The sequence below is a fragment of the Flavobacterium resistens genome (assembly GCF_900182645.1).
Taxonomy (GTDB): domain Bacteria; phylum Bacteroidota; class Bacteroidia; order Flavobacteriales; family Flavobacteriaceae; genus Flavobacterium; species Flavobacterium resistens.
The window spans coordinates 803,562-820,753 of sequence record NZ_FXTA01000001.1 but is presented as its reverse complement, the minus strand read 5'-3'; the positions used below and the strand labels follow the sequence as shown (position 1 = coordinate 820,753).

Here is a 17,192-nt window from a genome sequence, read left to right as displayed (position 1 = left end):
TTGTTATTTCAATATCATTTACGGCATTAAAAGTAAAATCGCCTATTTCAACCTTTCCCTCGAGTATAAACATTATGCTAATAAGTTAATTTTTGTTTGATCCTTTTCGTTTAAATCAGCAAAGAAATCAGTATCGCTGATTGCTTTAATTGTGTATCTCTGCATTCCTGATTCGCCTATCATTTCATCAAATTGGATATCTTCAATGACGATACTTCTAATCCCGAAAAGCTCGAAAAAAGCATTTTCCTCCACTTGAAGCGCATCATTGATATTTACCAATTCATCAAGAGCCTTAACCTGATCTGAAGGGTAAACTTCAGGATCATACTTGTCGACACAAACACCTTTTATTGAGATTATGTAATCATCTGTATTGATGTATTCTTTTACAGTTCCTTTTTTGTATTTACCAACTGTAACAGTCTTGACAATTGTTTTAGTCAGTCCAATAGAAACTAATGGCTCATTTGGAAGCATGTACATTTGTCCTTTATAGGACAACTTTAATTGCATGAAATACTTTGCACCTAAAAGCTGTTTTGAGTTTATTGCACCCAAATCCGGCAAGCCATATTTTATTTTGTTCTTTTTCCACCATTGTGGAAAATGTGGTCCGACATAATCAAATGCCGCTCTTATCAGGATTTCTTTAATATTAAATTCAGCCATTAGTCAGTTTGCATTTGGTTTACACTATTGACAGCTCTCAAAATCATTTCTTGAATTTTTTCGCCTAAGCTTTCAATTCCTTTCTCTGTATTTTCAACAAAGATTTTTGTATCGTCCTGAAGCTTGCCAATGTTAACCGTTATGTGTGTCATTTTAGAACCTCCCGATACGATAGTATCTTTTTTGTCCTTTGTGTCCGTACCTTTGCCAGCTCCACCAGCCAAACCTTTATTTTTTGCTAAATAATCGTCATAAGCTCCTGTTCCGGTATCCTTTTTCCCGCCAGCATTACTGAAGCGGTCTTTTAAAGATTGGAAGTCTTTTTTTATGCCGTTAGTATCAACTTTGATCCCGACCTGACTAAATTCATTTTTGGCTTTTGATGCGCTGTCAAGCATTTTTTTGTAGCCGTCTGAAATGGCTTTTTTTCTTGCTTCAACATCGTTGTTTATTTGAGCGATCATTTTTTGATTCTCACCTGAATCGCCCATCCCTACGGCATCTTTGAATTTATACCAGCCAAGTTTAATTTTATCAATACCAATCATTAAAGTATTTACCAGTGCTGTAAAGTTGAGTTTAACGTAATCGGTATAAGTCTGCCAAAGAAATTTTGCGCCGTTAACGGTATGCTTCCAGCTTTCGCCCCAACCGCTAGTATATTTTGTTACCATTCCGATAACAAGAATCAAAGCCATAATTCCCAATACAATCCAAGTAACCGGATTGACAAGCATTAAAGCGTTAAAAACTCCAATTGCATTATTCCACAACCACCATGCACCAGTTACTATTAATATCTCTCTGCCAAAAGGAGAAAGAATATCAATTACGGTTCTCAGTCCAGTTGTTAACCAGTCCACTACAAGCAAAACACCAACCATAGCATTTCCAAACATTCCAAGAGCGTCACTTGCTTCATTAATGCCGAAAGCTACTCTTAGAAATTCGCTTAGTGCTATAATAACAGGCTGTATCATTTCAAAAAGTATCGAAAACCATTCTGAGATGTAACTTAAATTGTCGCTTAAAAAAGCTAGTCCAACACTCAAAACTGTCAGTACTCCGGTAAATATTTCGCCCGATTCTCCTCCGACCTGAACTAAAAATGTATTCCATTGATCACCGAGATTTGAAATCTTGCCGCCTAATGTTTTAGACACGGCTTCCATTGATCCGGCAACTCCTTTCATTTGTCCATACTGTAAAAGTGCCTCTGTAATGGCATCGGAATTGTTTTTTACTTCCTTTGTAACACCTTTGAAAGATAACTTGACCATATCACCACTTTTAGAAGCTTTAATACCAAACTCTTTCAATCTTTCAAATTCGCCCGTTTGAGCATCAAGCATTGCTTCGGTTAACTGGTCAAAGCCTTTTCCTTGTGATGATGCTAAATCACCCAGCTTTGTCATTTCGTCTTGAGTGGGTAGTACACCACGGTTGACGAGTTTGACGAACGATCCGGTTAACTCATTAAGCGCAAAAGGTGTTTTAGTAGCGAAGTCATTCAACATATTTAAAGCTGCTGCTCCAACCTTATCCGATTGAAATGTATTTACTAATACGGCATTAAATTTTTCATACTCACTCCGAGCCTCCACGACTTTATTAGTAAATGACCAAATCGCTGTTATCGCAAAAATGCTAGTGACCAGACTTTTTAATTTATTCCAAGAATTTTTTAAATTATCGGAAACCTTTACAGTATTATTAAGACCGTTATTTAAATTGTTTACATTGTTGACGCTCTGACCAACTGATGAAGCAATCTGCCTTAATCCGTTGCTGGCATAATCTTTTAATTTAACCATGAATTCGTAAGCAGTCATAACATCTAACTTTGTGAGGATTCTTTTTCTTTTGTTCTTATAAAATGCAGATTTTGAATTTCCTCACACCAAGTAGAATCGCTCAGTTTTTCAGGTTTTCTTATGTGCATATAATATTTTAAATAGGCATCAAACAGCCTTATATTTATGTGAATTTTTCCTTCAGGACTTGTATTAGCAAGTTCATAAGACGAGGTGTCACGAGGATCAATAACAGCCCCGTCTAAAGCTTTTTTAGCAGGGCAAATTTTTTGTTCTGCAACTTCTCAATAGCCTGATATAATGGGAATCTAATCGATGCATTATCTCGATCATTAAAAGCTTCGTCTTTTTCAAGGCATACAGCTTCAAAAAGTTTTTCCTGAGTTACGAAAGGCTTATCGCTTGGGTTTTTCTTCTCAGCAAGTTTGATATCATTTCTTGTAATGATTCGCACCTTACATTTGTATTCGCCGATTGTGATAATTGAATTGTTGCCTTCTGATTCGATCTCAGCTTCATCAAAATTGAAGAAATCTTTCATCTCTTTACGTGCCGGAAGAAAGTAATCATCATTTGTTTTGATCTCTTCATCACCGCCAATAAATAAAACATTGATCATTTCTTCACCAAAGGCTAAATTTCCGCCGTTGGTCATAGCCGTAAAAGCTCTTTTGAAATCTTTCATTTTTGGCTCACGCAGATAAGCGGTTTTGTCATCAACTGGTAATTCGTAAACAGCTCCGTGTTTTTCTTTCCATTCTGCAATTATAGCTGGTGTAATTGTCGGTTGACCTGCTGCAATTACTGCAATATTTTTTGTACTCATAATTTCTGTTTGTTTTTTAAAAAAAACCATTCTTTCGAAAAAGAATGGTTTTTAAATGTTTGAATGATTAATTTTTAGATTACTGCTGGTGTTTAACGTCAAGGAAAATAATCGGTAATTCAACAAGCATATTTTGATCTCCTTGTTTCATTCCTTTCTTGTATTCCTTAACCTCACAAGTTGTCAGAACATCTGTTACTGTTGCTCCACCGTCATTTGGCGTAAAACTCCAAATAATATCGAAGCTTAAGGCTAGAAGATCCTGATTAGGAGCGTCGGCAATCATAGCCTCAATTTCGCTTTGCCATAAAGTAATTTTTCCTTCAAAATCCTTGTTACCTCTTGTGATTTTATGACCTTTTCCACCACGACCACGGAGAACGTTTTTTTCTTGTTTTGCAGTGTATTCGATTTCCTCTATACCTTCAACGATTCTACCACCAAAAGCTATTGAAATATCATTCCAAGAATAGTTTTGACTTTTGTATGTTCCTGCCATTATTCAAGTGTTGTTGTGAATCCTATGTTCACAGTTATGAAATCGCTATATCCAACTGGTAAAAGCTGAAGCTGTACATCAACATTGTTAGATGTTAAAACGTCTTGATTTTGGTCGATGTATGCCTTAACGCCTGAAAGTTTCCCTTCTTCAACCATAAGCCCTTTTAGTTGCTGTTCAATTGAATTTTGCCAGCCTTTAATAATTGCAGGATGAATAGTTCCAGTTTCCGTTACGGGAATTTCATCAGAAAGCTCTTCAACAAGAGTTGTATAAGCGATCAAAACAGCTTCATCCATTACCAAACCTCGTGCAAGACTGTTGAAATCGTCAGTTGATTTGGTTAATGTTTTATCGCCTGTAAAGTAAAAGCCGGACTTATTTGCAAAGCTTCTAAGGAACGTGTAATTTTTGGTATCGATAGCATCCCAAGCGGTGTCAAGAGTCGAAATCGATTCGCCATTTGTAAAGTATGCGGCAAAAGGTTCTACAGCACCATCTTTTACACGGCTAATTTTTCTTTGTGTTGGAATACTTGCTAATCTTCCCAATGCTAAACCGACAGAAGCCTCTTTTGAGCCGTCGTTGTTTGCAATTAGAATCGAAACCTTATTATATTCAGTTGTTGAATAATCTTTAAGGTTTGCAACTGTTCCATCAAACTTATTTCCTGATAATATGACACGTACAGGGAAATAACGATCGCTGAAGTCTTGTGCTAATGCATGAGCTTTTGGAACTGCTAAATGAACATCATTATCAAGACCGTTTGTAATGGTTTCGGTCGTTCCTGATTTTTTCAACAGACCAAGGATTCTGATTTTACCGCCTGAATCAGATAATAATTTTTTTGCAAAGCTTTCGGTTAAATCGGCTTGATCTTCCAAAGTAACTGTTGAAGCAACAAGCATAAACCATAATTCAGCACCTTTCTTTGCTTCATCATAAAAGCTCTTGATGTGTTTGTAAGCAAAGGCATTTGTTCCGGTTTCTTCTATACCAAGATTTACAGCTTCTTCAAGTGAAAATATTTGATAAGAATTGCCTACAGTAACCTTGTTTGATCCGGTAACAGTTGAACCAGTCAAAACGATTCCTGGTATTTTCTGAATGTCCGATTGTAAAAGCCCTAAGCCACTACTGGAGATATTAAATTTTATATTTGGTAAACTCATATCTTATATTAATTTGAGCCATTTCAATGCATAACAAACCGCAAATCCGATTATAAACATCAACAGCATATTTAAGAAAGTAAAACCTTTTTGTTTGGAGCTTTGGGTATTATCTCTTAATAATTTATTCCGGTACTCTTTTTCAAACTGATTTTTTATTTTGGCTACAATTGCTAAACTATCGCATGTGGCAGTAACAGAAATATGATCGGGCAGAATTTCTACTTTGGCAGTTGCATTGCCGTTTTTCTGAGTAAATATTTTAGGCTTTTCAACCTTATTTAAACGGGGTTTAAACACTAATTCAGAAGAAGCAATTTTTAAGCTGGTTTCTGATTTTGGAGTAAATAAAATTGTGTCCTTATAAGTCACAATTTTTTCGTGATTTGTTTCGATCGTGGTCTCAACTTTTTGAGTTTCCTGTCGTTTGGAACGACAGGAAGTCAAAAAGCAAAAACAAACTAACGTAATTAACAGTATTGTCTTATACATCTTTATATTCTTTAATGGCATCAAAACTCGGACATGCTTTGTGAACATTTGGGAAATCCCTGTGACCTTGAATTTTTGCGAGTGGATATTTTACTTTTAACTCTTTTAGCTTTTTAAGCAGTGTTGCTTTTTGAGCAGGTGTCCGGTTGTCAACGGGTTTATTATTTTGATCTACGCCTCCGATGTAGGAGATATTTATAATTTGACTATTAAAACCTTGGACACCGTTTGAAACCTGCTCAATTGGCAACAGCTGAACTAATTCGCCATCGGGCTTGATTATAAAGTGATAGCCGGGCATTTTCCAGCCTAATTGCTTTTGCCAATAGCTTTGAATTGCGCTAATGCTCGTAGTTTGAGAAGTTGCCGTACAATGCACGGCTAAATACTTTATATTTCTTGCCATTTTATTGTGTGATTTTTTGTGTTGCCGCAACTCCTGAAGGCGGAGTCGGATCTTCTTCTTCTTCCTCTTCTTCAATCGTTACATCAATTTGAAGTGGATTCTTTGCGGTTATAATCTCTTTATCTTCTAAAGTGTCACCGTGATTGGTTGCGAACTTTTTAACTTCAAAAAGATAGCCGTCTGAAGAAACATATACTTTTTTCTTCTTTGGATTTTCAGCAAAATAGTTTTCTACTTTTTCGGCAAATGCATCACTAATTATTGACGCATTTACTTGATTTTTTTTCTTGTCTGACATCTTAGTCCAAAATTGCTCCTAAATATTTAGGATTGGTTGCACGAATATTACCTACTAAAGCTCTTTGAGCAAAAGAAATTTCGTCAGCCTGAGTTGCGGCAGTTGCTAAAGTTTCGTAAACTTCAGTATCTCCTAAGCATCTGAAAGTCTCATCTGAACACCAAGTAAATGAGCACATTTTATCGCCAGCCTCTAATACAGAACCGAATGGTTTTTTTACACCAGCGGAAGTGTAAATCGCATTTTTGTTGTAACGGAAAACTTTAAAGCCATACATTACATTAGTATTCAAAATTTCTTTATGAAGTTTCGCATCTTCTTTTTTGATTTTTGCCATGTGGGAAGCAGTCAGACAGATGTTTAGATTCTCAAACATATCCAAGCCATTGTAAAACGCTTCCATATCAATGATTGTATCAATGATAGAACCTGAGCCAACAAGTGCAATTTTGTTGAAGGTATTGTTCTGAGCTGGTGACCAAGAATGCGCTGCTCTTAAACCGATGTTCTTTGCTAAAGCCTTTTTATGGCGCTCTAAAACTGACTGACGTTTATTGTAAGACAATTCGATTTCTTGAAGCTTTCTGTGTCTAGTTCTTTCAGTAGAATAGGTTTTCAATAAAACCTCATTCGGGATATCTTCAATTGTTGCTAACGGTAAATCGTCTTCATTACCAGCAAAATAATCTTCGTGAACGCCCGGCTCTAAACCTGCTTCAGCAAGATGTAACTTATTGTTTTCCACGTACTCTGATTTGTCAGTAGATGCGAAAACAAAACTATTATTCGGGATTGGATTCTCTTGAATACCTGCTACCCATACTTCTTTTTGTAAACCTGCCATTTATATTTTTTTTTAATGATGATTAATTGATTTATTTCTTCTCAGGATGTCTAACCCCATTGGCATAATCCTTTGCTAACTGAGTATATTTCGTTGGATCTTCGTCTCTGATTTTGCCCAATTTAACAGTATCAAATTTTTGCAAATAGTCAAATGTTTCTTCTGTATCAGTTACAGCACCAAAAGCAGTTTTACCTTTAAGGACTACCTCCTTAATTACAGTATGGTTTCCATTTTTGCCAGCTTCCGATTCATGATCAGTGATAAGTTTGCTTAAAATTGCTTTTTGTCCAATTGGATCAGCCTCATAAGCTGATAATTGAACAGCTTTTAAAGCTTCATTCATTAAGCCTAATGAAATGACTTTTTCAATTAAACTTGTACCTTCGTCTTTAGCAAGCTGAGTAATTTTAGTTTCAAGATCCTTAACCTTTGCTTCCGCAGTTTCTTTGGCTAATTTCACAGTTTGAAATGTTTGAATAATGGCACTTTCATCAGCATCAGCGCCTAATGATAATGCAATAGCAATTGTTTTAAAATTTGACATATTTTCAGTTTTATTAGTATTTACTTTGTTTAGTTTTACCGGATCAAACCCAAACTTTGAAAGCTTAAGTGCATCATCATTTCCGCCAATCGGCACAATTGATATTTCAACCAGTTTTGATTTCGTTACGGTTGCATAAAGCTGACCTTCTAAAATCAGTTCAGAATCCATTGAGGTTTCAATAACATCAGCATATATTGAAGTCATTCTTAGATAACCTCGCTGAACTTTTCCAGCAATCTTTTTAGCGAAAGGATCTTCTTCATCAAACTCGATCGTAGCAATTAAATCTGTGCCTTTTACTTTTAGCGCAATGCATCTGCCGACAACCTCACTGCCTCTGTTTTCATCGTCCTTATTTTCTCTTGTGTGTATATAAAGAACTACGGGGTTTCGTAGATACTGTTGGTAATCAATACCGCTTGTGAGAACCCTGAATTTATATTCATTAACATTTTCTGTATTAACTACAAAATCGTACGTCATTGGCAATTATTTTACGTGTTTCTGATTGTTTGATGAGGCAAAATTGAAGCGTTTTTGAAGCAAAAAAAAATACGGGATCAATGGTTGTACTAAAAACAAACAAGCTTTGTATCAAAACTTTACAAGGCTTGGGAAGTAAATTTTTAGAGCCTTATTATATATCGAATTTTGCCTCATGACTGATATATTTTTAAACAAAACAGGGGATTTAGATATTCAAAACGGGGATATTGTAATAGACTATTCAGACAACCAGCATCAAGAGCACATTTTATTGGCAAATAAGGGAGATTACAAAGAGTTTCCTGAGCTGGGTGTGGGAATCAACAACATGCTAAATGAAGATGATTTTTTGCCCTTCTTAATTGAAGCCAAAAAGAATCTTCAGTATGACGGAATGAAAATTAATAACATAAAGTTTGAAGAAAACGGAAATCTAAACATTAATGGGGACTACCAATAAAACAAAAGGCAGAATGACAGCCTCCGAAAGTGATTACAAAAAAAGTCAGGGAAAAGATTTATTTGTCAAGGGTTTTTCTATGACAAATATTGCTGAAATCATTGACGTAGGGATTAAAACATTATCGAAATGGCGTGAGGATTACAATTGGCAGGATGAAAAAGATTTAAATAGTTTAAAACCTTCAACCATTCGAAATCTTACACTTAAAATGGCATTAGCCATTGAAAAAGGAGAGCCACTACCATACAAAGCTGATGATGTTTCAAAAATTGTTGCTGCATTTGACCGTATTTCCGATTCAAAAAAGAAAGCGGTTTATACTATGGAAAGTATAGACGGTTTTAGTCAATGGATGATCGTACAAGCAGGTAACAACACAGGTAAAAAACGAGATGAATTATTGGAAGAAATTAAGACAATTAGACCATACTTCGACAGGTATGTAACCGAACTACTTCAAAATGACTAAAACGGAACTAAAAGAAGCGAAGGAAAGATATTTCATGCTTTCCAAAATGATTAAAGATAGTACGTCTAAATCTTTAGAAAATGAGACTGTAGATCAACAGGAACATAGAAAAAAACATCTATTAAAACCTGAGAACTATGTTGAATTTTTCGATTACTATTTTGGAGTTAATTCAGGAATGCCTTTGGCTGATGCGCCAAGTTCAAAATTTCATCAGGCGAGTTATGAGAAGGTTTTTCATGATAACAAAATTAGACAATTTCGTCAATGGTTTAGGGGTGCGGCAAAATCGATTCATACAAATGTTGGTAACATATTACACCTAAAAGAAAATGACGAATTATTCTTTGCAGTGTTAATTGGTGCTAATGAAGGGCTTTCCAAAATCCTTTTAAGTGATTTACAAATGCACTTAGAAAGTAATGAGCGAATTATTAAAGATTTTGGATCTCAGTTGAGTTATGGTAATTGGGCAGATGGCGAATTTCAAACTAAGGACGGCAGATTTTTTAAAGCATTAGGTTTAAACCAACCTTTTAGAGGACTTCGTTTCGGTCAATATCGTCCTGATTTCGCAAGTGTTGATGATTGTGAAGACAGAGATCGAGCCAAAAACCCTGTTATGATTAGAAAGTACGGCGAAAAAATAACTGGAGATTTAAAAAAAGCTTTTCACAAACAAAGAGGTCGTCTTATAATTCCAAACAACTATATCGTAAAAGATGGTTTAATTGATTTTCTAACAGATAAATTCAAAGAAAGTAGTCATTATGATTTAAGTAAAGTCGATTTGGCTACAAAGAATATAACGAAAGAAAATTGTCGAAAATTAACTAATTGGAAACCTTCATGGGATGAAAGATATAGCAGAGAAGACGTAATAAACATTGTTGAAGATGATGACTTTTACACATCTCAAAGAGAAGATTTTAATAACCCAGTTGAGGAAGGAAAGTTATTTAAAGCTGATACCATAATTCATACTCGTATAGCTGAAAACGAAGTTTTTGACGGTCTTTTGGATCACTGGGATTTATCATATACAGGTACAGGAGACTATAAAGCAGGAGTTCTTTTAGGAATCAAAGGAATTAAGCTGTTTGTTTTAGAAGTTTTTTGCCAAAAATGTGAAATAAACTCAGCAATGGAAGTCAGATACAAATGGTTTAAAAAGTATTTAAAGAGAGGTTATAACATGATGGGCTTCTTTGATGCAACAGCGGCTCAACAGGCAGTTTATACACCAATTATTTTGCAGTCTGCTGAAGACAATAAATGTCCAAATATTCCAATGCCAATGCATCAGGATGGCGATAAACATAATAGAATTGCAGCAGGTATTGGTAATGCTTTATTTAGAAAAATACTTTTTTGGGATGAGACTTTAAAGGAACGTTCAGATGATTATGAACTATTCATGAAATTGATTTTAGCATTCGAAAAAGGAATCGCCACGGGTGATGATCCTGCTGATACTTTAGAAAGAGCAATCACTTTAGCTCAAACTTTTTTTGGGTACTCTACAGAAGAAAACAACAGCAGTACGAAACCACTTATAGGTAAACAAAAAAAGAAACGCAGAGTATGACACCACGTAAAGAATTATTCATAAAAGTAAAAGAAAGTCTCGCAACTTTATCCGAATTAGAACTTATCGATTTACAGCGAAAACAGTTCAGTAATGGAAAAGAAAACTATCCAAGTTATTTTACGGCGGCACTTATAGAAATAAGGTCAATTACATGGGCAATGATGGTTGAGCAAAAGCAGGAAGGAAATTGCACACTCGATGTTACATTTTATTGCAAAGATGGCTGGATGGAACAGTACAACAATACCTCAGATCCTGAACACGGTTTAATTGAAATTGACATTATTGACAAGATAGTCGAAAAACTTCAAGGTTTTCAAGGGGATCAATTTAAACCATTGAATCTTGTAAATGAAGAACCAGTCGAAGAAGGAGAAGAAATAATGAGCTACAGACTTTCTTTTGAAACTATGATTTACAGATCCGTAAATCCCAAATACAATTATAAAAAACTCAAAATAACTGAATGATATGTTTTTAGAAAAATCCGAATTACAAACTGTGGGAGTTGAGGAAATCATTAATAAAATTATCAATAGTGATGATGCTATTGTTAATGAAATAATTGAGGAAGATATCGACCTCGCAAGCGGTTATTTATTCCAGTATTACGATGTTGAGGCAATATTTAACGCAACAGGAGATGATCGAAATAAAACATTATTACGACACTTAAAAGGGCTGGTTATTTTTGACATATACACCCGAAGAAACAAGGCAATTAACGAGGTTACAAAATTACGTTATGATGAAGCAATGTTGTGGCTTGAAAAAGTTTCTACAGGTAAATTAAAGCCGGACTTACCGCCAAAGAAAATAGATACTGACGGAGATGGAAATCCCGATAGTCCGGCTACATTTTTGAAATTGGGAAGCCGAAAAAACTATCAAAATGGCTGGTAGTTTAACTGATCTGCAAAATCTGCTTAATCAAGCCGCTAAAGAACTGCCCGATAAAGCACTTAGAATTATAGGCGTTGAAGGTTTAAAGTTTATTAAGAAGAATTTCAGGGATCAGGGTTTTAATGATACCGGACTTGAAAAATGGCAGAAAAGAAAAACCACTGATAAAAACGGTAGGGATTTAACGAGGTATTCAACAAATAGAAATGGAAGAAGTGCCGGAAGCTTAACCAAATTTGGACTTCGAGATGTTAATCGGGCAATTTTAGTTGGACATGATACCGGAGGCGACAAACTTATAAACTCCTTTAAATACAATATAATCAGAGCCAGCAGTCAGGTAAATTTTAGAACTACAAAGAAATATGCAGGACGTCACAACGAAGGTCTTGACGGAATGCCTAAACGTCAATTTATGGGTAAGTCCAAATATTTAGATAATCAAATAAGCCAAAAAATAAAAAAAGAACTGGACAAACTCCTAAGATAATATGAAATCAATTTTTAACAAATTACAAGAGAAAGCAAAAATAGCTATCAGCAACAGCAGATTAAATTTTTCAGGAAATGCCTTTGGTAAAACGGTAAGTTTATCCGGTAAAGATTCAGAAAATATAAGTAAGATCACAAATCTTATGGTTGATGTAATTAGAAGACAGCGCCGTTTGTGGCGAAAAGAAATTACAGATTGGCAAGCGGCAAGATATGCCTTCTATCAATCAGAAATACCTAAGAACTACCAAATGCAGGAAGTTTATGATGATACCTTATTAGATGGACATTTAACGGCTGTTACAGAAGATCGCACTTTAAGAACAACAAATAAGAATTATATCTTTACTATTAATGGAATTAAAGATGATAGACTATCAGAATTCATTGAAGACAAGGAATGGTTTGATATGGTTCTTGATGAGGCGCATAAATCAGTCTACAGAGGTGAAACCTTTATTTTTATTAAAGATTTTGATAAAGGTAATATTAGAGAGGTCGAATTGATTGATCGAGGTCTCCATATTCCTGGACAAAAAATACTTTTATCTGATATCAATGCTAACAGCGGAATTGATGTTTCTGAGGTTAATGACGTTTTGCTATATGCCAAATTTTACAACAATATTGGAATACTTGAAAAAGCTGCAGTTTATACAATATTAAAACGCCATAGTTGGGGAAGCTGGGATGAGTTTGAAGAATTATTCGGTGTGCCAATTAGAATTGCAAAGATAGCTTCACAAAGTGATGCTGTAAAAAATGAAGTAGCTAATTGGCTTGAAGAAATGGGAAGTGCCGCTTACGGAGTTTTCCCAATTGGTACAGAAGTCGAAATAAAAGAGAATTCTAAAACAGATGCTTTTAATGTATTTTATATGAAAATTCAAGCATTAGACAAAGAATTGTCAAAATTGATTTTGCATCAAACAATGACTACTGAAAATGGTTCTAGCAGATCTCAGGGTGAAGTTCACGAAAACACATTGGAAGAAGTTGTAAAATCTGATAAAAAGAAAATGCTGTCTTTTTTAAACAAAAGACTTGTTCCGGCAATGCGGATGATTGGTTACAAAATTCCCGAAAATGCAAAGATCACTATTGAAAAAACTGTAGATCCAAAAGAGCAGATAAAAATCGATACTGAATTAATGGGTAATGGTTACGTTCTTAAACAACAATATGTTGAGCAAACTTATGGTGTCGAAGTTGAAAGAATGCCGTCTGAAGATAAACCGCTAAAAGAAAAGACTGCCACGGGAAAGGCTTAAGCCTGCTAAAAATGCATTATCGTTCCCACTGCTGTGATCACGAACACAGCTCAATTGAATTGAAAAGTGATAATATTTTTAGCAGGCTAATTGAAAGCTACATTCGTGAAGTATTTGACGGTGTATTGGGAAGCAAAGGAGCTACAAACAAATTATTTCAATATTACTTCGATCATTTAAGCGAGGCTTTAAATGTCGGTTATAATACTGATTCAGTATTTTATGATACAGATCTTGCACGCTCTTTAAAAAATGATATTGCATTATTTTCCGCATTTAAAGAAACTAGCTTCAGAAAACAATTAGAATCATTTCTAACTGAAAGTGGCGAAGTTGTTCCTTGGAATAAGTACAGAAAAAAAGCATTAGAAGTAAGCGAGGAATATAATGTGCGCTACTTAAAAACGGAATATCATCATACAGTCGCAACCGCCAACAATGCAGAAAGATGGAAAAGTTTTGAAGCTGATTCGGATTTATATCCAAACTTGAAATACGTCGCAATACATGATTCGAGAACACGTGAGAAACACCGTGCTTTAGATGGTATTATATTGCCAATAAATCATCCATTTTGGAAAACGCATATGACTCCGATTGATTGGGGTTGTCGATGCGATGTTGAGCAAACAGACGAAGAACCTAGTGATTTCGTACCTGATTTTGATATTAAAAACAGCTTCAAAAACAATGCAGCTTTAACTGGAAAAATATTTGGTGAAATTGCTTATAAAGAAACTTTAAATAGTGATGAAATAAAAGAAGCCGAAGAAATGGCAACTACACTATTAAGTTCTTAAATAAACTGAAATAAGGAAATTTGAGAAGTTTCTACTGGTTTTGCATTATCATTGTAGATCCCTTCATAATTGATTATAGCTTCAACAGTTCTGTTGGCTAAAAAGGTTTTGTTGCCAACCTCTTCAATAATAGCATCAATACGCCATTTAGGATTTTTTGCCTGTAGATCGTAGAAAAGCTTTCTTACTTGGTTGTTTCTTTGGGTAAGTCTTTCTTTGCGTGTCATGTGGCAAATATATGTAAGTTATTTCTATTTTCAAACGGACTTAAACCCCAAAAAAAAAACCACTTTTTACAGTGGTTTTTTTTATACCTTAAGCTTTTCAAAGTACACTTTAAATTCGTCTATCGATTTAAATGTATTATTTATGACTGCAATGTATGGTTTACCATTATTAAAGTAAAACTTTGCTACATCTTGACCAGTTAAGAGAGAAACATCTGCATTTCCGGCGGGAGCTGTAAAATTTTTACTTGTCTGCCAAAACTCAACAAAAAATGAAATCAATCGATCCTTTGAGCCTGTTATTTTTAGATTCTTAATTGTATACACATTGTCAATCAATCCGACATCGTAACTAAATATCAGTTTCTCATTTCCTGATTGACTGATTTTGTCTGTATAAGTTATTGAGTATGTACCGCCATTGTGAAGTAATTTTGTGTTGTCACTTTTTGTGACTGTCATATTCATTCTATAAGTTAAAAATTCACTTATATTATTTGAAATGTAATTCATGTCGAAATAAGTGATTTGACTTGTAAAGGCGTATGGATCATTCACAACATTTTTAGCCGGATAGTATGGTGAGACATCTTGAGCTTTGCAAGTTATTGAAATTGTAAAAATGCCTATAATTATTATCCTATTCAGAAAAATATTTATTTTCATGTTATTATTTTATTGATTAATTATTCTATTGTCATTTCTTTGATTACTGAATATAATTGTTGTCCTAAAGATGTTAGAGTGTAATTATTATGCTTCATTTCAACTAACCCTAATTCTGTTAGAATAGGAAGTCGGTCTTCAGGAATGTGAGTTACATAATTTAAATTATAATAACTTTCTCCCATCTGCTTAATAATTCGAATATCAAACTTATCTAGTTGTACTATAACTTCTAATATAATTTTAATTGAAGTGAAATTACTCTGACTTTCGTTCAGACTTACAAGTAAGTCTGAAATTTTTTGATTTTTTGATTCTACAGTTTCACTAAATGTATTATTAGCCTCCTCTAATTTTTCCGTAAGGTTTGAAACAATTTTATTATTAGTACCTTCTATTTGATTTTTAGATTCTTCTAAAGATTTTATTTGATCCAAAAGAGCTTGTCTATCTTTATTTCCACTTTCAGCACTTTTTAATTGAAATTCTTTTTCAGCATGCACGATTTTTTTATCCGTAGTAAAACCTTTATTTTGGTAGATATTAGCTATTCGCTTTCGCTTCATTGGCATTAATATATAGTCTAAACCGATCATAATTAAAGGGATTAATACTGTATAACCAATTGAAATACATATTGGAAGAAGTATTTTCCATTTGGTATTCATGAACTCAATTCTTTCCTCAATTGACATGTCAGAAAAAGACAAAATAAAAATCGGCTGCCAATTGCATACAAGAAAGGAGCAAATAAAAGCACCTATAATTGGATTTTTTATTCGTTCTTTTGCTGTATCATTTAATTCTTTAAATAAATCTGGAAATGTCATCATTAATTTAATTTATAAATCAGAATAATTTTGCTGATTCAATTATATCTAAAATGTTCTGACCATTAAATGTTATAGAGTATTTACTTAATGATACTTCTTCAATTAATTTATGCTTTTTTAATCTTTCTACAGAAGTATAGTCATAAATCGAGTGGACTGTTTTCTCTTTCTGATCAGGTTTGTCACGGAGTTCATCTAAAATTTTAATATCCTCGGCATTTAAATCACTTATTATGCGAATACTATTATAAGCGTTATAGAGATCATTACTGACTGTCCTTTGAGAATTTTGTAGTTTTTGAATCTGTTGTGTGTTTTCTCCAATAGTAGCTTGATAAGAATTAATGGTTGAGTTCAAATCCTTTATTATTTTTGAATTACCGTCATTTGAATCAAGAAGTTCATTTTTTAAAACCGTGATTTCTTTCTTTAGTAAATCTTTTTCTTTTATCATTTCTTCACGATCCTTATTTCCACTTTCTATGCTTTTAAGTTCAAATTCTTTTTTTGCTAGTTCAATTTGCTCTTCAGTTTTATGGTTTTTATGAATATAAAAATTTGTGATTTTTTCCTTTTTTGGATCTTCTAGATTTTTGTCAATTAGTACCATTAATAATGGTACATAATTCGTATAAATAACTCCGAATAATATTGGTAGTAGAATAGCTAAGGGATAACAATAAACATGATTGATAACTATAATTTTCTCTTCTATAGGTTGCTCAGAAAACAAAAGAAAGATAATTGGTCTCCAATTGTAAATGAGGAAAGAAAAAAGGATTGAACTAAAAAGCGGATTTTTTATGCGTTCTTTCGATGATTCTATTAAATTACTAAATAAATCGGCAAATGTCATTCGTTAGTTTTTTTTGAAAACAAACATAATAAAAACAGCTTAATAATACTATTATTATTACAAATACAAAATACAATCATTCAGTTTTAAGAATATTGCTTATGTTTGCTGGATAGATAAAATATTATGGTTATACTCGATTTCATCATTAATTTCATTGCAAATGCAATGACGATTGTCACAGCTGGTCTGGCAATCTATATTTTCATAACCAATAAGGATAAAATCAAAACTGCATTTAACTTCATACTGAATTATTCAAATCAAATCACTTTATCTGATTTGAAATACAAAATTGAAAAAATTAATGATTTTAGAACGACAATTCCTGAGCAAAAGGAAGAAGTTATAAACCTTCTCCATGATATAGAAGGTCATATATTAGGAAACAAGTTTCTAAAAGACAAACTACCTGATCAACTTAAAAAAATTAATAATTTTACTCGTAATCCAGCAAAATTAGAAGAGCCTCAGAAAAGAAGCTTAGTAAGTGAACTTAAAGAATGTGTACGTAATTTAGATGTCTCCAATTTTGGCGACACAATATCACAATAATTTA

At 33.8% G+C, this 17,192-nt stretch carries 23 protein-coding genes; 9 read left to right on the top strand and 14 right to left on the bottom strand.

Annotated elements, in window-relative coordinates:
• Positions 1-72 precede the first annotated feature (72 nt).
• From FN795_RS03495 to FN795_RS03450, 10 genes are all read right to left on the bottom strand, one after another.
• Positions 73-672, bottom strand: a complete 600-nt coding sequence (locus tag FN795_RS03495; protein ID WP_142449393.1) for a DUF6046 domain-containing protein — start codon at positions 670-672, stop codon at positions 73-75.
• Complete coding sequence (locus FN795_RS03490) at positions 672-2,504, bottom strand: hypothetical protein (RefSeq protein ID WP_142449392.1); 1,833 nt, start codon at positions 2,502-2,504, stop codon at positions 672-674. Before FN795_RS03490 ends, FN795_RS03495 begins: the two co-directional genes overlap by 1 nt.
• Before the next feature lie 223 nt (positions 2,505-2,727).
• Positions 2,728-3,312, bottom strand: coding sequence for a hypothetical protein (locus FN795_RS03485; protein WP_142449391.1), 585 nt, complete (start codon positions 3,310-3,312; stop codon positions 2,728-2,730).
• Positions 3,313-3,391: 79 nt separating this feature from the next.
• Positions 3,392-3,811 (bottom strand): hypothetical protein, encoded by a 420-nt coding sequence (locus tag FN795_RS03480; RefSeq protein ID WP_142449390.1) that lies wholly within the window; start codon positions 3,809-3,811, stop codon positions 3,392-3,394.
• Positions 3,811-4,986, bottom strand: coding sequence for a DUF2586 family protein (locus FN795_RS03475; protein ID WP_142449389.1), 1,176 nt, complete (start codon positions 4,984-4,986; stop codon positions 3,811-3,813). The genes FN795_RS03480 and FN795_RS03475 overlap by 1 nt, the downstream gene beginning before the upstream one ends.
• 3 nt (positions 4,987-4,989) lie before the next feature.
• Positions 4,990-5,502: a hypothetical protein gene (locus FN795_RS03470; protein WP_142449388.1), complete on the bottom strand. Its 513-nt coding sequence runs from the start codon at positions 5,500-5,502 to the stop codon at positions 4,990-4,992.
• Positions 5,471-5,884 (bottom strand): N-acetylmuramoyl-L-alanine amidase, encoded by a 414-nt coding sequence (locus FN795_RS03465; protein ID WP_142449387.1) that lies wholly within the window; start codon positions 5,882-5,884, stop codon positions 5,471-5,473. Before FN795_RS03465 ends, FN795_RS03470 begins: the two co-directional genes overlap by 32 nt.
• A gap of 1 nt (position 5,885) precedes the next feature.
• On the bottom strand, positions 5,886-6,182 hold the full coding sequence (locus FN795_RS03460; protein ID WP_142449386.1) for a hypothetical protein: 297 nt from the start codon (positions 6,180-6,182) through the stop codon (positions 5,886-5,888).
• A gap of 1 nt (position 6,183) precedes the next feature.
• A complete protein-coding gene (locus tag FN795_RS03455; RefSeq protein ID WP_142449385.1) occupies positions 6,184-7,026 on the bottom strand; it encodes a hypothetical protein in 843 nt (280 codons plus the stop codon).
• Between the two features lie 31 nt (positions 7,027-7,057).
• Positions 7,058-8,059, bottom strand: a complete 1,002-nt coding sequence (locus FN795_RS03450) for an HK97 family phage prohead protease (RefSeq protein WP_142449384.1) — start codon at positions 8,057-8,059, stop codon at positions 7,058-7,060.
• A 175-nt stretch (positions 8,060-8,234) separates the two neighbouring features.
• On the opposite strand from FN795_RS03450, the gene FN795_RS03445 reads away from it, so the two are divergent.
• Genes FN795_RS03445 through FN795_RS03410 form a run of 8 tightly spaced genes read left to right on the top strand, consistent with a single transcriptional unit; the run spans position 8,235 to position 14,051 of the window.
• Positions 8,235-8,522: an oxidase gene (locus FN795_RS03445; RefSeq protein WP_154275396.1), complete on the top strand. Its 288-nt coding sequence runs from the start codon at positions 8,235-8,237 to the stop codon at positions 8,520-8,522.
• Between the two features lie 13 nt (positions 8,523-8,535).
• Entirely contained in the window at positions 8,536-8,994 is a 459-nt protein-coding gene (locus tag FN795_RS03440) for a terminase gpP N-terminus-related DNA-binding protein (protein ID WP_142449382.1), read from the top strand.
• A complete protein-coding gene (locus tag FN795_RS03435) occupies positions 8,987-10,582 on the top strand; it encodes a hypothetical protein (protein ID WP_142449381.1) in 1,596 nt (531 codons plus the stop codon). The genes FN795_RS03440 and FN795_RS03435 overlap by 8 nt, the downstream gene beginning before the upstream one ends.
• On the top strand, positions 10,579-11,055 hold the full coding sequence (locus FN795_RS03430) for a hypothetical protein (RefSeq protein WP_142449380.1): 477 nt from the start codon (positions 10,579-10,581) through the stop codon (positions 11,053-11,055). The genes FN795_RS03435 and FN795_RS03430 overlap by 4 nt, the downstream gene beginning before the upstream one ends.
• Before the next feature lies 1 nt (position 11,056).
• Positions 11,057-11,488 carry a phage protein Gp36 family protein gene (locus tag FN795_RS03425; protein ID WP_142449379.1) on the top strand — a complete coding sequence of 144 codons (432 nt, stop codon included), beginning with the start codon at positions 11,057-11,059 and terminating at the stop codon, positions 11,486-11,488.
• Positions 11,478-11,978 (top strand): phage morphogenesis protein, encoded by a 501-nt coding sequence (locus FN795_RS03420; protein WP_142449378.1) that lies wholly within the window; start codon positions 11,478-11,480, stop codon positions 11,976-11,978. Before FN795_RS03425 ends, FN795_RS03420 begins: the two co-directional genes overlap by 11 nt.
• A gap of 1 nt (position 11,979) precedes the next feature.
• Complete coding sequence (locus FN795_RS03415; RefSeq protein WP_142449377.1) at positions 11,980-13,251, top strand: phage portal protein family protein; 1,272 nt, start codon at positions 11,980-11,982, stop codon at positions 13,249-13,251.
• A gap of 11 nt (positions 13,252-13,262) precedes the next feature.
• The gene (locus FN795_RS03410; RefSeq protein ID WP_142449376.1) at positions 13,263-14,051 is read left to right on the top strand and encodes a phage head morphogenesis protein; all 789 of its coding nucleotides are present in this window, start codon (positions 13,263-13,265) and stop codon (positions 14,049-14,051) included.
• Here the strand turns inward: FN795_RS03410 and FN795_RS03405 are convergent.
• The 4 genes from FN795_RS03405 to FN795_RS03390 form a co-directional block, all read right to left on the bottom strand.
• On the bottom strand, positions 14,048-14,278 hold the full coding sequence (locus FN795_RS03405) for a hypothetical protein (protein WP_142449375.1): 231 nt from the start codon (positions 14,276-14,278) through the stop codon (positions 14,048-14,050). The two genes, FN795_RS03410 and FN795_RS03405, sit on opposite strands and share 4 nt — an antisense overlap.
• Positions 14,279-14,359: 81 nt before the next feature.
• Positions 14,360-14,836, bottom strand: coding sequence for a hypothetical protein (locus FN795_RS03400; RefSeq protein WP_142449374.1), 477 nt, complete (start codon positions 14,834-14,836; stop codon positions 14,360-14,362).
• A 128-nt stretch (positions 14,837-14,964) separates the two neighbouring features.
• Positions 14,965-15,777, bottom strand: a complete 813-nt coding sequence (locus FN795_RS03395) for a hypothetical protein (protein ID WP_142449373.1) — start codon at positions 15,775-15,777, stop codon at positions 14,965-14,967.
• Positions 15,778-15,793: 16 nt separating this feature from the next.
• The gene (locus FN795_RS03390) at positions 15,794-16,633 is read right to left on the bottom strand and encodes a hypothetical protein (RefSeq protein ID WP_142449372.1); all 840 of its coding nucleotides are present in this window, start codon (positions 16,631-16,633) and stop codon (positions 15,794-15,796) included.
• A gap of 126 nt (positions 16,634-16,759) precedes the next feature.
• On the opposite strand from FN795_RS03390, the gene FN795_RS03385 reads away from it, so the two are divergent.
• Positions 16,760-17,188: a hypothetical protein gene (locus FN795_RS03385; RefSeq protein ID WP_142449371.1), complete on the top strand. Its 429-nt coding sequence runs from the start codon at positions 16,760-16,762 to the stop codon at positions 17,186-17,188.
• Positions 17,189-17,192 lie beyond the last annotated feature (4 nt).

Coding starts and splice junctions, on each gene's coding strand:
- FN795_RS03455 (WP_142449385.1), bottom strand. CDS start 7,026: ATGGCAGGTTTACAAAAAGAAGTATGGGTAGCAGGTATTCAAGAGAAT.
- FN795_RS03410 (WP_142449376.1), top strand. CDS start 13,263: ATGCATTATCGTTCCCACTGCTGTGATCACGAACACAGCTCAATTGAA.
- FN795_RS03435 (WP_142449381.1), top strand. CDS start 8,987: ATGACTAAAACGGAACTAAAAGAAGCGAAGGAAAGATATTTCATGCTT.
- FN795_RS03415 (WP_142449377.1), top strand. CDS start 11,980: ATGAAATCAATTTTTAACAAATTACAAGAGAAAGCAAAAATAGCTATC.
- FN795_RS03460 (WP_142449386.1), bottom strand. CDS start 6,182: ATGTCAGACAAGAAAAAAAATCAAGTAAATGCGTCAATAATTAGTGAT.
- FN795_RS03420 (WP_142449378.1), top strand. CDS start 11,478: ATGGCTGGTAGTTTAACTGATCTGCAAAATCTGCTTAATCAAGCCGCT.
- FN795_RS03465 (WP_142449387.1), bottom strand. CDS start 5,884: ATGGCAAGAAATATAAAGTATTTAGCCGTGCATTGTACGGCAACTTCT.
- FN795_RS03425 (WP_142449379.1), top strand. CDS start 11,057: ATGTTTTTAGAAAAATCCGAATTACAAACTGTGGGAGTTGAGGAAATC.
- FN795_RS03440 (WP_142449382.1), top strand. CDS start 8,536: ATGACAGCCTCCGAAAGTGATTACAAAAAAAGTCAGGGAAAAGATTTA.
- FN795_RS03395 (WP_142449373.1), bottom strand. CDS start 15,777: ATGATGACATTTCCAGATTTATTTAAAGAATTAAATGATACAGCAAAA.
- FN795_RS03450 (WP_142449384.1), bottom strand. CDS start 8,059: ATGACGTACGATTTTGTAGTTAATACAGAAAATGTTAATGAATATAAA.
- FN795_RS03405 (WP_142449375.1), bottom strand. CDS start 14,278: ATGACACGCAAAGAAAGACTTACCCAAAGAAACAACCAAGTAAGAAAG.
- FN795_RS03475 (WP_142449389.1), bottom strand. CDS start 4,986: ATGAGTTTACCAAATATAAAATTTAATATCTCCAGTAGTGGCTTAGGG.
- FN795_RS03445 (WP_154275396.1), top strand. CDS start 8,235: ATGACTGATATATTTTTAAACAAAACAGGGGATTTAGATATTCAAAAC.
- FN795_RS03495 (WP_142449393.1), bottom strand. CDS start 672: ATGGCTGAATTTAATATTAAAGAAATCCTGATAAGAGCGGCATTTGAT.
- FN795_RS03485 (WP_142449391.1), bottom strand. CDS start 3,312: ATGAGTACAAAAAATATTGCAGTAATTGCAGCAGGTCAACCGACAATT.
- FN795_RS03490 (WP_142449392.1), bottom strand. CDS start 2,504: ATGACTGCTTACGAATTCATGGTTAAATTAAAAGATTATGCCAGCAAC.
- FN795_RS03480 (WP_142449390.1), bottom strand. CDS start 3,811: ATGGCAGGAACATACAAAAGTCAAAACTATTCTTGGAATGATATTTCA.
- FN795_RS03385 (WP_142449371.1), top strand. CDS start 16,760: ATGGTTATACTCGATTTCATCATTAATTTCATTGCAAATGCAATGACG.
- FN795_RS03390 (WP_142449372.1), bottom strand. CDS start 16,633: ATGACATTTGCCGATTTATTTAGTAATTTAATAGAATCATCGAAAGAA.
- FN795_RS03430 (WP_142449380.1), top strand. CDS start 10,579: ATGACACCACGTAAAGAATTATTCATAAAAGTAAAAGAAAGTCTCGCA.